The organism is Variovorax sp. 54, from assembly GCF_002754375.1.
Lineage (GTDB): Bacteria > Pseudomonadota > Gammaproteobacteria > Burkholderiales > Burkholderiaceae_C > Variovorax.
Genome location: NZ_PEFF01000001.1, coordinates 3523546 through 3536104 on the forward strand (window position 1 = coordinate 3523546; position 12559 = coordinate 3536104).

Annotated in this window: 15 protein-coding genes; 7 read left to right on the plus strand and 8 right to left on the minus strand. The window is 68.1% G+C overall.

Translation table 11 applies throughout. The features are described from left to right. Window positions 1-19 precede the first annotated feature (19 nt). From CLU95_RS16365 to hpaR, 4 genes are read right to left on the minus strand one after another with little or no spacing between them, the layout of a single operon-like run. Window positions 20-1024 carry a Bug family tripartite tricarboxylate transporter substrate binding protein gene (locus tag CLU95_RS16365; protein WP_099794592.1) on the minus strand — a complete coding sequence of 335 codons (1005 nt, stop codon included), beginning with the start codon at window positions 1022-1024 and terminating at the stop codon, window positions 20-22. 46 nt (window positions 1025-1070) lie between these two features. Next, the gene (locus tag CLU95_RS16370) at window positions 1071-1841 is read right to left on the minus strand and encodes a fumarylacetoacetate hydrolase family protein (RefSeq protein ID WP_099794593.1); all 771 of its coding nucleotides are present in this window, start codon (window positions 1839-1841) and stop codon (window positions 1071-1073) included. Continuing rightward, window positions 1838-2470, minus strand: coding sequence for a fumarylacetoacetate hydrolase family protein (locus CLU95_RS16375; RefSeq protein ID WP_099794594.1), 633 nt, complete (start codon window positions 2468-2470; stop codon window positions 1838-1840). Before CLU95_RS16375 ends, CLU95_RS16370 begins: the two co-directional genes overlap by 4 nt. Further along, entirely contained in the window at window positions 2467-2904 is a 438-nt protein-coding gene (gene hpaR, locus CLU95_RS16380; protein WP_056583837.1) for a homoprotocatechuate degradation operon regulator HpaR, read from the minus strand. Before hpaR ends, CLU95_RS16375 begins: the two co-directional genes overlap by 4 nt. 99 nt (window positions 2905-3003) lie before the next feature. Here hpaR and radA point away from each other — a divergent pair, with 99 nt between their 5' ends. Together radA and CLU95_RS16390 are read left to right on the plus strand one after the other, a co-directional pair. After that, window positions 3004-4395: a DNA repair protein RadA gene (gene radA / locus CLU95_RS16385; protein ID WP_099794595.1), complete on the plus strand. Its 1392-nt coding sequence runs from the start codon at window positions 3004-3006 to the stop codon at window positions 4393-4395. 47 nt (window positions 4396-4442) lie between these two features. After that, window positions 4443-5960: a BCCT family transporter gene (locus CLU95_RS16390; protein ID WP_099794596.1), complete on the plus strand. Its 1518-nt coding sequence runs from the start codon at window positions 4443-4445 to the stop codon at window positions 5958-5960. A 108-nt stretch (window positions 5961-6068) separates the two neighbouring features. Here CLU95_RS16390 and CLU95_RS16395 read toward each other — a convergent pair whose 3' ends face one another. Further along, window positions 6069-6524: a hypothetical protein gene (locus CLU95_RS16395; RefSeq protein ID WP_099794597.1), complete on the minus strand. Its 456-nt coding sequence runs from the start codon at window positions 6522-6524 to the stop codon at window positions 6069-6071. Between the two features lie 172 nt (window positions 6525-6696). Between CLU95_RS16395 and CLU95_RS30920 the strand changes: the two genes are divergently transcribed. Both CLU95_RS30920 and CLU95_RS16400 read left to right on the plus strand, forming a co-directional pair. Beyond that, on the plus strand, window positions 6697-6864 hold the full coding sequence (locus CLU95_RS30920) for a hypothetical protein (protein ID WP_180288623.1): 168 nt from the start codon (window positions 6697-6699) through the stop codon (window positions 6862-6864). Continuing rightward, complete coding sequence (locus CLU95_RS16400) at window positions 6852-7280, plus strand: glycerate kinase (protein WP_099794598.1); 429 nt, start codon at window positions 6852-6854, stop codon at window positions 7278-7280. Before CLU95_RS30920 ends, CLU95_RS16400 begins: the two co-directional genes overlap by 13 nt. Window positions 7281-7311: 31 nt before the next feature. Here the strand turns inward: CLU95_RS16400 and CLU95_RS16405 are convergent, their stop codons facing one another. Then, window positions 7312-8310 carry a recombination-associated protein RdgC gene (locus CLU95_RS16405; RefSeq protein WP_099794599.1) on the minus strand — a complete coding sequence of 333 codons (999 nt, stop codon included), beginning with the start codon at window positions 8308-8310 and terminating at the stop codon, window positions 7312-7314. Between the two features lie 133 nt (window positions 8311-8443). Between CLU95_RS16405 and CLU95_RS16410 the strand changes: the two genes are divergently transcribed. Genes CLU95_RS16410 through CLU95_RS16420 form a run of 3 tightly spaced genes read left to right on the plus strand, consistent with a single transcriptional unit; the run spans window position 8444 to window position 10045 of the window. Continuing rightward, window positions 8444-9397: a branched-chain amino acid transaminase gene (locus CLU95_RS16410; RefSeq protein WP_099794600.1), complete on the plus strand. Its 954-nt coding sequence runs from the start codon at window positions 8444-8446 to the stop codon at window positions 9395-9397. An 8-nt stretch (window positions 9398-9405) separates the two neighbouring features. Further along, window positions 9406-9615, plus strand: coding sequence for a zinc-finger domain-containing protein (locus CLU95_RS16415; RefSeq protein ID WP_056583879.1), 210 nt, complete (start codon window positions 9406-9408; stop codon window positions 9613-9615). 7 nt (window positions 9616-9622) lie between these two features. After that, entirely contained in the window at window positions 9623-10045 is a 423-nt protein-coding gene (locus CLU95_RS16420; RefSeq protein ID WP_099794601.1) for an ABZJ_00895 family protein, read from the plus strand. Here CLU95_RS16420 and CLU95_RS16425 read toward each other — a convergent pair. Both CLU95_RS16425 and CLU95_RS16430 read right to left on the minus strand, forming a co-directional pair. Then, window positions 10036-11283: an O-antigen ligase family protein gene (locus CLU95_RS16425; RefSeq protein WP_099794602.1), complete on the minus strand. Its 1248-nt coding sequence runs from the start codon at window positions 11281-11283 to the stop codon at window positions 10036-10038. The genes CLU95_RS16420 and CLU95_RS16425 overlap by 10 nt on opposite strands. Before the next feature lie 65 nt (window positions 11284-11348). Beyond that, window positions 11349-12557 (minus strand): ATP-binding protein, encoded by a 1209-nt coding sequence (locus tag CLU95_RS16430; protein WP_099794603.1) that lies wholly within the window; start codon window positions 12555-12557, stop codon window positions 11349-11351. Between the last annotated feature and the right edge of the window lie 2 nt (window positions 12558-12559).

Sequence of the window (12559 nt, forward strand, 5' to 3'; positions counted from 1 at the left end):
GCCTTGCGGCGGTGTGTCGTCAGTCGAGCTTGATGTCGCGCGCCTTGATCAGCGCGTGCCACTTCTTGCGTTCGGTGTCCACGAAGCGGGCCATCTCGGCGGCGTCCGTGGGGCGGGCTTCCCAGCCGGCGTCGTAGAGCTTCTGCTTCACGCCGGGGTCGTTCATGCTTTTGAGCAGGTCGGCGCCGAGGCGCGCCTGGATGTCCTTGGGCGTGGCGGCCGGTGCCACCAGCCCCTGCCAGGTGTAGGCCTCGACGGCGTAGCCGAGTTCCTTGGCCGTCGGCAGCTGGGGCAGCTGCGGCACGCGCTCGGCCGACATGGCCATCAGCGGAATGACCTTGCCGGCCTTCACGGCGCTGATGCCGCTGGGCAGGTCGAGCATCATCAGCGGCACCTGGTTGCCCATGAGGTCTTGCAGGGCCGGCGCGCCGCCCTTGTAGGGAATGTGCAGCAGCGAGACGCCGGCTTCGCGCTGGAACAGCTCGTAGGCCAGGTGGTGCGGGCTGCCGGTGCCCGGCGTGGCGATGCTGTACTTGCCCGGCGAGGCCTTGAGTGCGGCGATGAGCGCCTTGGCGTCGCTGAAGCCCGCGCCCGGCGCGGCCGTGATGATCAGCGGCGAGCGGCCCATCATGCCGAGCAGCGCGAAGTCTTTCTCGGCGTCGTAGGGCAGCTTCTTGTAGAGCGCGGGGTTGTAGACCAGCACGCCGTTGTCGGCCGAGAACACGGTGTAGCCGTCGCCCGGCGAACGCGCCACGTTTTCCGACGCGATGATCGCGCCTGCGCCGGGACGGTTGTCCACCGTGACGGGCTGTGCGAGCTGCTGCGAGAGCTGCGCGCCGGCCGTGCGCGCGAGGTAGTCGGTGCCGCCGCCGGCCGGGTAGCCCACGACCCAGCGCACGGGCTTGGTCGGGTAGGCCGAGGCGGTCTGTGCGGTCGCGGCCGGTGCGAGCAGCAGCGTGGCGGCGCTGGCCGCCACGAGGGCGGCAGCAAGGCGGAAGGTCTTGTTTCTGGCAGTCGTCGTCATGGCGGTGTGTCTCCGTTTTTTTGAAAGGGGTGGCGCAGTCGGCCTGTCAGCGCGCGGCGATGGTGTTGACCAGCGCGCCGATGCCGTCGATCTCGGTCACGACCACATCGCCCGGCTGGCAATCGACCACGCCATCGGGCGTGCCGGTGAGGATCAGGTCGCCCGGCGACAGCGTCATGAAGCGGCTGAAGTATTCGATGAGGAAGGGCGCGTCGAAGATCATGTCGCGCGTGTTGCCCTGCTGCGTGACGGTGCCGTTCACCGTGGTGCGCAGCGCGAGCGCCATCGGGTCGGCCACGTCGGCCGCATCGACGAACCACGGGCCCAGCGGCGTGCAGGTGTCGCGGTTCTTCACGCGCAGGTTGGGGCGGTACCAGTTCTCGAGGTAGTCGCGAATCGCGTAGTCGTTGGCCACCGTGTAGCCGCCGATGAAGTCGTAGGCGTTGTCGCGCTTCACGTGCTTGGCGGTCTTGCCGACCACGATGGCGAGTTCGCACTCGTAGTGCATGAACTTCACGTCGGCCGGGCGGTGCGTGAACTGGCGGTGGCCGATGAGCGTGCTCTGGCCCTTGACGAACACCAGCGGTTCCTCGGGCGCCTTGAACTCCAGTTCTTTCGCGTGGTCGGCGTAGTTCAGGCCCAGCGCGAGGATGGTGCGCGGGCGCGCCGTGGGCGCGAGCGGCGGCAGCCACACGAGCTGTTCCTGCGGCACGACGCGGCCGTCGTCCAGCCGCACGGCGGCGTCGGCCTGGCCGTTGAATTCGTGCGCGGTGCCGGTGTGCTCGCGGCCTTCGAAGATGACGCGTGCGTGCTTCATGCCGTTGCTTCCTTCACCAACGTATGGCTCAGGGTTTCGAACCCTGGCGCGGAGATGTCGATGCGGTCACCCGCGCGGGCCAGCGGGCGGCCGAGGTCGCAGCCGAGCATCAGCACGTCGCCGTGCGCCAGCGTCATGAACTCGCTCACGTCTGCGAGCAGCTGCGGTGCGGGCCGCACGAGCTGCGAGAAGTCGATCGACTGCTTCAGCTCGCCGTTGATGCGCACCTCGACGCGGAACTGCGCCGGGTCGGCCACGTCCTGCGCGTCGCGCAGCGCCGGGCCGATGCCCAGGAAGCCGTCGACGCACTTGAACTTCACCGGCGGGCGGAAGAAGCTCGCATGCGGGATCGACAGGTCGTTCAGCAGCACGAAGCCTTCGACGTCGCCCTCGGCGCCGATCACCATGCCGATGCTGGCACCGACTTCCACGTCGGGCACCGCGGCGGGCACGGGGATCGCGCTGCCGTGCGGGCTCCAGGTGTTGGCCGTTTTCACGTAGAGCACGGGCGCCTTCGGTGGTGCCTTGTAGGGCGCCTCGGTCATCTGCGGCGCGAGCGCCGCGGCTTCAGCGCGGAAGTTCAGCAGCGTGCCGTACACGGTGCCGGTGGGAAGAAAGGTGGTGGTCATGGTTCGGGTTGCTCCAGCGCAATCAGTTCGTCCAGCAGGCCGTAGAGCTGCGTCAGCTTGGCCTTGCCCAGCGACTGTTCCATCCAGTCGTAGTGCGCCTCGATGCTGGTGCCCAGGCGCTTCACGAGCTTCATGCCGTGCGGCGTGGCCTCGACCACGGTGCGGCGCTGGTCGGCCGGGTCGCGGGCGCGGGTGATGAGGTTGTCGCGCTCCATGCGTGCGAGCACGCCCGTGAGGCTGGGGCCGAGGATGAAAGCCTCGCGCGCCACGCGGCCGGTGTCGACCGCGCCGTGCTCGCCGAGCACGCGCAGCACGCGCCATTGCTGGTCGGACAGCGCGTGCTCGCGCAGGCTGGGCCGCGTGTGGGCCATCACGGCTTCGCGGGCCTGCAGCAGCAGGCGCGGCAAATTGCGGTGCGTGAAGGTGGTGCTCAAGGCATGTCTCTCGTGAAATTACTTAACATGTTAAATGATTCGTCGTTTCTTTCCAAGGTGGCGGCCATCAGGGTTTGTGCGGACACCTAAACTCACCAGATGGCCAAGGACAAAACAACTTTCGTCTGCAGCGAATGCGGCGGCACCAGCCCCAAGTGGCTCGGCAAATGCCCGAGCTGCGGTGCATGGAACACACTCATCGAACAGGTCGCCGGTGCGGCCAACGGACCGGCCAACAACCGCTTCGGCACGCAGTTCGCATCGCTCGCGGGCGCGTCCGAACTGGCCACGCTGTCTGAAATCGAAGCGACCGACATCGCACGCACGCCCACGGGCATCGACGAACTCGACCGCGTGCTCGGCGGCGGCATCGTGTCGGGCGGCGTCACGCTGATCGGCGGCGACCCGGGCATCGGCAAGTCGACGCTGCTGCTGCAGGCGGTCGATGCGCTGCAGCGCGCAGGGCAGAACGCGCTCTACGTCACCGGCGAAGAAAGCGGCGCGCAAGTGGCGCTGCGCTCGCGGCGGCTCGGGCTCGACCACTCGCAGGTGCAGGTGCTGGCCGAGATCCAGTTGGAAAAGATCATCGCCACGCTCGACGCCACGCGCCCGGCCATCGCGGTGATCGACTCGATCCAGACCGTGTACTCCGACCAGCTCACCTCCGCGCCCGGCTCGGTGGCGCAGGTGCGCGAATGCGCGGCGCACCTCACGCGCTTTGCCAAGACCAGCGGCACGGCCGTGGTGCTGGTGGGCCACGTCACCAAAGAAGGTGCGCTGGCCGGCCCGCGCGTGCTCGAGCACATGGTCGACACGGTGCTGTACTTCGAAGGCGACACGCACTCGAGCTTTCGCCTCGTGCGCGCCATCAAGAACCGCTTCGGCGCGGTGAACGAGATCGGCGTGTTCGCCATGACCGAGCGCGGCCTGAAGGGCGTGACCAACCCGAGCGCGATCTTCCTGAGCCAGCATGCCGAGCCGGTGCCCGGCAGCGTGGTGCTGGTCACGCTCGAAGGCACGCGGCCGATGCTGGTGGAAATCCAGGCGCTGGTCGACAACGGCGGTCCGAGCCCGCGCCGCTTGTCGGTGGGCCTGGACCGCGACCGCCTCGCGATGCTGCTGGCCGTGCTGCACCGCCACGCGGGCGTGGCCTGCATGGACCAGGACGTGTTCGTCAACGCGGTGGGCGGCGTGCGCATCACCGAACCCGCGGCCGACCTGGCCGTGATGCTGGCCATCACCTCGAGCCTGCGCGGAAAGCCGCTGCCCAAGGGCTTCATCGCCTTCGGCGAAGTGGGCCTGGCCGGCGAGGTGCGTCCCGCGCCGCGCGGCCAGGAGCGCCTGCGCGAGGCGGCCAAGCTGGGCTTCAGCGTGGCCGTGGTGCCGAAGGCGAACGCGCCGCGCAAGGGCACCAAGGAAATCGAAGGCCTGACCATTCACCCGGTCGACCGCATCGAAGAAGCGATGGACGTGGTGCGGCGTCTGGACTGACGCGCGGCGCGGCAGGCGCATCATTCATTTTTCTGGAGGGTCCCGCCATGCAACTCATCGTCTCCGCCGGCCTGATCGCCGTGGTCGTGCTGTGGGGGTTGATCTCTCCCGCGTCGCTCGACCGCGTGTTCAGCACCGCGCTCGCCGACATCACGCGCAACTTCGGCTGGTTCTACCTGTGGGTGGTGCTCGGGCTGGTGGTGCTGGCCGTCTTCCTGGCCTTCAGCCGCTTCGGCGACCTGAAGCTGGGCGATGAAGACGACGAGCCCGAGTTCTCCATCGGCGCCTGGTTCGCGATGCTGTTCGCGGCCGGCATGGGCATTGGCCTGGTGTTCTGGGGCGTGGCCGAGCCGATCTCGCACTACGCGAACCCGCCGCCGGGCGTGATCCCCGGCACGCCCGATGCGGCCGGCGTGGCCATGCGCTACGCCTTCTTCCACTGGGGACTGCACCCCTGGGCGATCTACGGCATCGTCGGCCTGTCGATTGCCTTCTTCAGCTTCCGCCGCAAGGCGCTGCCGCTGGTCAGTTCGGCCACCGAGGCGCTGCCGTGGCGCTTCGTGCAGCGGCTGTCGCCGGCCTTCAATGTGCTGGCGGTGGTGGCCACGGCCTTCGGTGTCGCGGCCTCGCTGGGCATGGGTGCGACGCAGATCAACAGTGGGCTGCATGCGGCCTTCGGTGCCGAGATCGGCCGCTGGACGCAGGCGACGATCATCGTGGTGACGACGGTGCTGTTCATCACCTCGGCGGTCACGGGCGTCGAGCGCGGCGTGAAGTGGCTGTCGATGGGCAACCTGGTGCTGGCGGCGCTGCTGGCGCTCACGGTGCTGATCGTGGGGCCGACCATTGCCATCGTCGAGACCTTCACCAACACGCTGGGCTCGTACCTGGCCGAGTTCGTGCGCATGAGCCTGCGCATGAACCCGTTCCGCAACAGCTCGTGGGTGGCCGACTGGACACTCTTCTACTGGGCCTGGTGGCTGGCGTGGTCGCCGTTCGTGGGCCTGTTCATTGCGCGCGTCTCGCGCGGCCGCACGATCCGCCAGTTCATCCTGGGCACGGTGATCGCGCCCACGCTGGTGGGCTTCGCCTGGTTCTCGGTGTTCGGCGGCGCGGCGCTCAACTTCGAGATCTTCCAGGGTGTGCCGCTGGTCGAGTCGGTGAAGGCCGACGTGTCGACCACCATGTTCGTGATGTTCAAGGCCATGCCCATGGGCGGGCTGCTGTCGATCGTGGCCACGCTGCTGGTGTTCGTGTTCTTCGTGACCTCGGGCGATTCCGCGACGCTGGTGCTGGGCATCATGAGCACCAAGGGCAACCCCAACCCGCCGGCCCGCGTGAAGATCACCTGGGGCGTGCTGGTGGCGGCCATTGCGCTGAGCCTGCTGTTCGCGGGCGGCATCAAGGCCATACAGACGGCGACCATCGTGTTCGCCTTGCCGTTTGCGTTCGTGATCCTGCTGATGGCGCTGTCGGTCACGCTGGCCATCCGCGACGACTGGAACGCCGAGCAGAAGCGTGAGCGCGAGCTGCGACGCAAGATGCGCCAACTCGTGAACTGGTGAACGGGCAGGCCGAAGAAAAAAATGCCCGGCGCGTGGTGGACGCGCCGGGCATACCCTCCCCAACTTCCCTGGCCTCCCTGGCCTCCCTGGCCTTCTCTGATTCTTTGCTTAGCTTCCGATGTGCATCGTGAACGCCGGCCCGTTGTTGAGCACGCACTGGCCGCTGCCCAAGGTGGCGGAGTTCATCGTGTACTGGCAACTCAGGTTGCCGCCGCGACTGCCGGTGGCGTTGGCCACACCGGTGGTGCGCGAGCCGGCCACGCGGGTCGCCTCTCCCTGAAACTGTTCGGCGCCGATCTGCGCATTGAAGTGGCCGCGGCCGTTCATGTCGTTGGTCACCGTGCCCCCGACGGCGCCGTAGCGCGCGGCTTCGGCGTTCGACGGATAGAGCCGCGCGCTGAAGGTCTGTGACACAGGCCCCGGTGCGACGGCATAGCTTTGCTGCGACGGCGCGATGGGAGCGGGTTGCCCGAGCGGCACCACGTAGCAGCCGCTGAGTGCGGTGCCCGCGAGTGCGGCGGCAAGGGTGAGTCGAACGATGCTGACGGAGCGCTGGATGTTCATGCGTTTCTCGGTGGCCCGGGCAGATGCCCGTGCGGCGAAATGTGCCCGCACCCACCGCCGCCCCCTGCGCATTTCGCCGCGAGTACCGCTTTCTGCGCCCGGCGGTAGCCACGGTCGCTACTGCGACGCGGTCGGGGCTGCACAATCGCGGCCCGTTTCCCGCTGCCGCCGAATGAAATCCACCGTTCCCCCCATTGCCGCCGTCATGGTTCACGTCACCGATGTGAACGCCGCACTGCGCTGGTACGCCGACGAGCACATGGCGCAGGTGCGCGACCCCTGGGGCCACTGCATCGGCTTGCGGGGGCCTTCCACCGGGCGGCGACAATGCGCCCCATGAATTTTCAGAAATTGCTGGTGCCCGTGGGGGCCGTCGTGCTCCTCGGCCTGTCGTGGCACCAATACGGTTGGGGCGGCGTGGCGCTCGCCGGCGGCGCCATCGTGATGTTCCTGCTGATGCACTTCAACCGCACGATGCAGGTGCTCAAGCGGGCCGCCGACCGGCCGATGGGCACGGTGGCGAGCTCGGTGATGCTCAATGCCAAGCTCAAGCCCGGCGTGACGCTGATGCACGTCATTGCGATGACGCGTGCGCTCGGCGAGCTGCGCTCGCCCGAGAACGAGCAGCCCGAGCTGTACCGCTGGACCGACGCCGGCGGCTCCTACGTCGACACCGTGTTCAACGGCGGCAAGCTGCAGAGCTGGACGCTCACGCGGCCCGAGACGCCGGCCGACGAAGAAACGCCCGCGGCCTGAAGGCGGCGCGGGCGCTTCGCCTCAGCCTTGCTTAGAACGGCGCGTCTTCTTCTTCGGGGGTGTCGGCCTGCGCCGCAGGCGCGGTGGCAGTAGCCGCAGCCTTGGGCGCTTCGTCCGGCGGTGCCGCCGAGAACGCCGCCTCGCCGCCCAGCGCGTCGAGCAGCGCCGGCACCAGCTGGCCGAGTTCGCCGGTGGCAATGGCCACGTCGGCGTCGAAGTTGTCTTCCTTCTTGCCGCCCGCCGCACCGTCGCCCGTGCCTTCGAGGAAGGTGATCTTGCGGATCAGCAGGCCGTGCGTCAGCTCGAAGGACACGCGGTCGTCCCAGGTGAGCGCCAGGCGCGTCGGGCGCTTGCCGTCGGTGATGTGCTGCTTGACCTCGTCGATGTCCAGCGCGTGCTTGGCGTAGCGCACCACGGCCTTCGAGTCGTCGGAGGCCTTGAGCTCGCACTCGCGGTCGATGCTGAAGCCGGCCGGCGGCTCCTGCGTCAGCAGCCAGTTGGCCATGGCGGCGGCCGGCTCGATCTGCGTGTTGATCAGCGCCACGGCAAAGCCGTCGAGCGACTTCACGAGGCTGGTGACCACTTCGTCGGCGCGCGCCGCGTTGCCGCTGTTGATCACGAGGCGGTTCTCGGCCTTGTCGATCCACACCGTCACGCGCGCGCTGCGCGTGAAGGCCATGGGCAGCAGCTCGAGGGTGATGTCTTCCTTGAGCTCCTTCTTTTCCTTCTTGCCGGGCTTGCGGCCGGTGGTCGTCTCGATGTGGGCGCAGCGCTCGTCGAGCTTGCGGCGCACCACGGAGCCGGGGACCTGCTTGCTTTCGATCATGTACTCGACCAGCCACTGGCCGTCGATGGATTCGACCAGCGGGCCGTTGGCTTCGCCGCGGGGCTCGACCCAGCCGGCGGACTTTTCCTGCGAGGGGCCGCAAGGCACGAAGCGTTGCTTGCCGAGCCCTTCTTCTGCCTCGGTCAGTGATTGGGACCAGGCAGGTTCGATGCGATAGACGATGACGTTCTTGAATACGGACACGGGAACCCTTTTTCCACTGGTTGGCACAACCGGCCATTGTCGGGCACCCGGTTCTGGGGGCGGCCTTAAAATCGAAAGCTTTTGCGACTTCCCCCCCGGTCGCACCCCACACCGCTCCCAAAGGAATCAGGAAATGAGCTCGATCCCCCCCTCGCTGGACGACCGTGACGGCAAGATCTGGATGGACGGCGAACTCGTGGACTGGCGCGACGCCAAGATCCACGTGCTGAGCCACACGCTGCACTACGGGTGCGGCGCCTTCGAGGGCGTGCGCGCCTACAAGACGGCCGACGGCGGCACGTCCATCTTCCGCCTGGCCGAGCACACCGAGCGCCTGTTCAACAGCGCCAAGATCCTGCGCATGAAGATCCCCTTCACGCACGAACAGCTGAACGAAGCCCAGAAACAGGTGGTTCGCGAGAACAAGCTCGAGAGCTGCTACCTGCGCCCGCTGATCTGGATCGGCTCCGAAAAGCTCGGCGTGAGCCCCAAGGGCAACAAGATCCACGCCATGGTCGCCGCATGGTCCTGGGGCGCCTACCTCGGTGAAGAAGGCATGCGCCGCGGCATCCGCGTGAAGACCTCGAGCTACACGCGCCACCACGTGAACATCACGATGACGCAGGCCAAGTCGGTCAGCAACTACACCAACTCGATCCTGGCCAACATGGAAGCGCTGGACGACGGCTACGACGAGGCGCTGCTGCTCGACGCGAGCGGCTTCGTGTCGGAAGGCGCGGGCGAGAACGTGTTCGTGGTCAAGAACGGCGTGGTCTACACGCCCGACCTGTCGGCCGGCGCCCTGAACGGCATCACGCGCAACACCATCCTGCACATCTGCAAGGACCTCGGCATCGAGCTGGTGCAAAAGCGCATCACGCGCGACGAGGTCTACATTTCCGACGAAGCCTTCTTCACCGGCACCGCCGCTGAAGTGACACCGATTCGCGAACTCGACCGCATCGAGATCGGCAACCGCGGCGACGGCGGCTCGCGCGGCCCGGTCACCGAGAAGATCCAATCGGCCTTCTTCGACATCGTGAACGGCAAGAATCCCAAGTACGCCCACTGGCTCACGAAGGTCTGAGAGAAAACATGTCCACCAATGCAGTCGTCGAACTCCTCGCGAAGGAGCTCAACCACCAGGGCGGCGTGTTCTGCCCCAGCCCCAAGGCCGACATGAAGCTCTGGAACGGCCACCCGAAGGTCTACCTCGACGTGGCGCGCACCGGCGAAGCCAAGTGCCCGTACTGCGGCACGGTGTACCGCCTGAAGGCGGGCGAGACCGTGTCGAGCCGCCACTGAGGTTGAGGTGTCGATCCGCGGCCTGTTGGTGCGATTCGGCCTCGCCTACCTGGTGTTGCTGCTCGGCATCGCCATCGCGCTGAGTCTGCTGGGCGTCAAGACCAACGCCGGCACCAACACGGCGGCGCTGCTGGGCGCTGTCATGTGGGCGTGCATGGCGTTCGGCAAGCGCAACGGCCGCTACTTCACCCGCGAAGAAAAGCCGCGTGCCGTGCTCGGCATGCTGGCGGTCGACCTGGTGCTTCAGGCCGTGTTCGGGCTGGGCGTGGGCCTGCTGGCCGGGGCCCTGGCCCCGCAGATGGGGCCGTTGCTGTTCTCGCTGCTCTTCATCGGCGTGCTGCACGCCGTGACGATCTATTTCTTTGTCGGGCTCAGCGGCAAGCAGTTTGCTGCCGCGCAGAAGCAGAAGGCCGACCGCGGTCAGGTCTGAAGACGGGCCGGCCGCACCGGCCGCACCGGCCACAAGCCGCGCCACGGATCGGGGTCCTGCGCTTCCTGCGCCAGCCGCAGGTAGACCATCGCGATCCACAGCACCGCCAGACCGATCTGCGCATCGCGCATCGCCGAGTTCACGCTCGACGCGATGAGCGCGATCAGCGTCGCGGCCAGTGCGTAGCGGCCCGCGATGTCGGGCCGGCGCCAGGCCTGCCAGACGGCGACGAGCATGATCGCCAGCAGGCTCAGGATGCCCGGGATGCCGCCTTGCGCGCCCACCCAGAGGAAGTCGTTGTGCGGCATGTTGGAGTCGGCGAACAGCGCCGGGCCGCGCTTGTGCCACTGCTCGGTCCAGCCGCCGATGCCCCAGCCCGCGACGGGCTGGTCGGCAATCATGGCGCCGGTGTCGCGGTACATGTAGTAGCGAATGATCCAGCTGCCGTGGAACACGGCGCCGGTCTGCGCCTTCTCGAGTTCCTCGATGCCGGTCTCGACCTTCTGCTGCAGCTGCGGCAGCTGGTACAGGCCCGCACCGATCACCACTGCACCCAGGATCAGCGCGGCCGACAGGGCCTTCAGGTGGTTCTTCCACTGATGCAGGCAGACCACCGGAATCACCAGCAGCAGCGCGAGCACCGAGGTGCGCGACGTGAGCGGCAGCGCGACGACGGCGCCCAGCCCGAGCACGAGCGCAAAGGCCGCCAGCGCGCGCAGGGGCCGGTGCCCCGTGATCTGCGACAACCCGTAGACCGCGGCGCTGGCTGCGACGATGCTGAACAGCAGCGCGTTGCTGATCGACTTGTTGCCCACCTCCATCACCACGCCGCGCAACGCGCCCGGCACCGGAAAGCCCAGGCTGTAGTGCAGCACGATGAGCACGATGTTGAGCGCCGCGATCAGCAGGAAGCCGCGCAATGCCCACAGCGCCTCTTCGCGCGTGAGCGCCATCGCCATCAGGAAGGTGAGGGCGATGCGCAGTCCGTGGAACAGGTTGGAAGGGGTCTCGGGGTAGTGCGGCCGCACGGCGAGCACGATGAAGGTCCAGGCCACGTAGGCGACCACCGGCCACCACAACGGGTTGGCGCGCAGTCGCGCGTAGCGCTCGCGCAAGCCGCCGCCCACCAGCAGGGTGAGCAGCAGCAGGATGGCCGACAGGTAGGTGACGCCGACCGGCATGAACACCACCAGCCCCCAGAACATGGCCGCGGGCCGAACGATGTGCGATCTCTGCATAGGGGCGGGATTTTAGGTGCGGCCTCTCAGCCCAACCTGACTTGCCCCTGCGCACCCGAAGGCGCTCAGTGCGCTGCGGCGGCAGGGCCTTTGGCTGGCAGGCGGATCACGAAGCTCGCGCCCCCGCCCGGCCGGTCTTCGCACTGCACCGAGCCGCCGTGGCGTTCGGCGATCGACTTCACCAGCGCCAGCCCGAGGCCGACGCCGCCGTTGCGCTCGCTGGCGCCCGGCAGGCGGTAGAAGGGTTCGAAGATGCGTTCGCGCAGCGCCACCGGCACGCCCGGCCCGCGGTCGTTGACGCGCACCGTGGCGTAGCCGTCGGCGCTGCCGAGTTCGACGCTGATCTCGCCGGCGCCGTAGCGGCGCGCGTTTTCGAGCAGGTTGCGGATCGCGCGGCGCAGCAGGCGCGACACGCCCGGCACGGTGAGCGTCGCGTTGTCGGTGCCTTCGGCCAGGTCGAGTTCGGCGTTCACCTGCGCGCACTCTTCAGCGGCGAGGCCGGTCAGGTCGACGGCTTCGATGGTGCCCATGTCGGCCTCGCTGGCGTCGAGCCGGCTGGCCAGCAGGATCTCGTCGATGAGCTGGTCGAGCTCGCCGATGTTGCGCGAGATTTCTTCGCGCGCCGTCGGGCTCGGCCGGTCGCCCATGAGCTCCAGGCCCATGCGGATGCGGGTGAGCGGCGAGCGCAGTTCGTGCGAGGCATTTGCCAGCAGCGACTTGTGCGAACGCACCAGCTGTTCGATGCGTTCGGCGGAGGCGTTGAAAAGTTTGGAGAGATCGGCCACTTCGTCTTGTCCTTCCTCGGGCACGCGCGCCGACAGGTCGCCCTCGCCCCAGCGCTGCACGCCGCGCTGCAGGGTTTCGAGCCGCTGGGTGATGCGCCGCACGATCGGGTAGACGCCCAGTGCCACCGCCACGCCCACGAGCGCAATCATCCAGCCCAGCCCGAACGGCGTGCGCCAGGGCGCGAAGCCGCCGGTGCCGGGCGCCCGCTCGCGCGGCGCCACGCGCAGCGTCATGTCGCGGCCGTCGCTCAGCGTCACGTCGAACTCCAGCCCTTGGCCGGGCACGCGCATGGCCTTGCCGGTGCCGATGGTGCGGTCCTGGCTGTCGAGCACGACCACCTCGCGCGGCACGGGCGCCAGGCGCTCGCGCTCGGCCTCGGCGGCCACGCGCACGATCCAGTTGGCCATCAGCGTGAGGATGACCACGCCGCCGACCACCGCGAGCCAGATGCGGACGTAGAGATGGCGGCGGTAGAGGCTGCGCAGCATCG

Excerpts from the sequence above, each read along its gene's own strand:
- CLU95_RS16365 (WP_099794592.1), bottom strand. The coding sequence starts at position 1,024 with ATGACGACGACTGCCAGAAACAAGACCTTCCGCCTTGCTGCCGCCCTC.
- CLU95_RS16370 (WP_099794593.1), bottom strand. The coding sequence starts at position 1,841 with ATGAAGCACGCACGCGTCATCTTCGAAGGCCGCGAGCACACCGGCACC.
- CLU95_RS16375 (WP_099794594.1), bottom strand. The coding sequence starts at position 2,470 with ATGACCACCACCTTTCTTCCCACCGGCACCGTGTACGGCACGCTGCTG.
- radA (WP_099794595.1), top strand. The coding sequence starts at position 3,004 with ATGGCCAAGGACAAAACAACTTTCGTCTGCAGCGAATGCGGCGGCACC.
- CLU95_RS16390 (WP_099794596.1), top strand. The coding sequence starts at position 4,443 with ATGCAACTCATCGTCTCCGCCGGCCTGATCGCCGTGGTCGTGCTGTGG.
- CLU95_RS16395 (WP_099794597.1), bottom strand. The coding sequence starts at position 6,524 with ATGAACATCCAGCGCTCCGTCAGCATCGTTCGACTCACCCTTGCCGCC.
- CLU95_RS30920 (WP_180288623.1), top strand. The coding sequence starts at position 6,697 with ATGAAATCCACCGTTCCCCCCATTGCCGCCGTCATGGTTCACGTCACC.
- CLU95_RS16400 (WP_099794598.1), top strand. The coding sequence starts at position 6,852 with ATGCGCCCCATGAATTTTCAGAAATTGCTGGTGCCCGTGGGGGCCGTC.
- CLU95_RS16410 (WP_099794600.1), top strand. The coding sequence starts at position 8,444 with ATGAGCTCGATCCCCCCCTCGCTGGACGACCGTGACGGCAAGATCTGG.
- CLU95_RS16415 (WP_056583879.1), top strand. The coding sequence starts at position 9,406 with ATGTCCACCAATGCAGTCGTCGAACTCCTCGCGAAGGAGCTCAACCAC.
- CLU95_RS16425 (WP_099794602.1), bottom strand. The coding sequence starts at position 11,283 with ATGCAGAGATCGCACATCGTTCGGCCCGCGGCCATGTTCTGGGGGCTG.
- CLU95_RS16430 (WP_099794603.1), bottom strand. The coding sequence starts at position 12,557 with ATGCTGCGCAGCCTCTACCGCCGCCATCTCTACGTCCGCATCTGGCTC.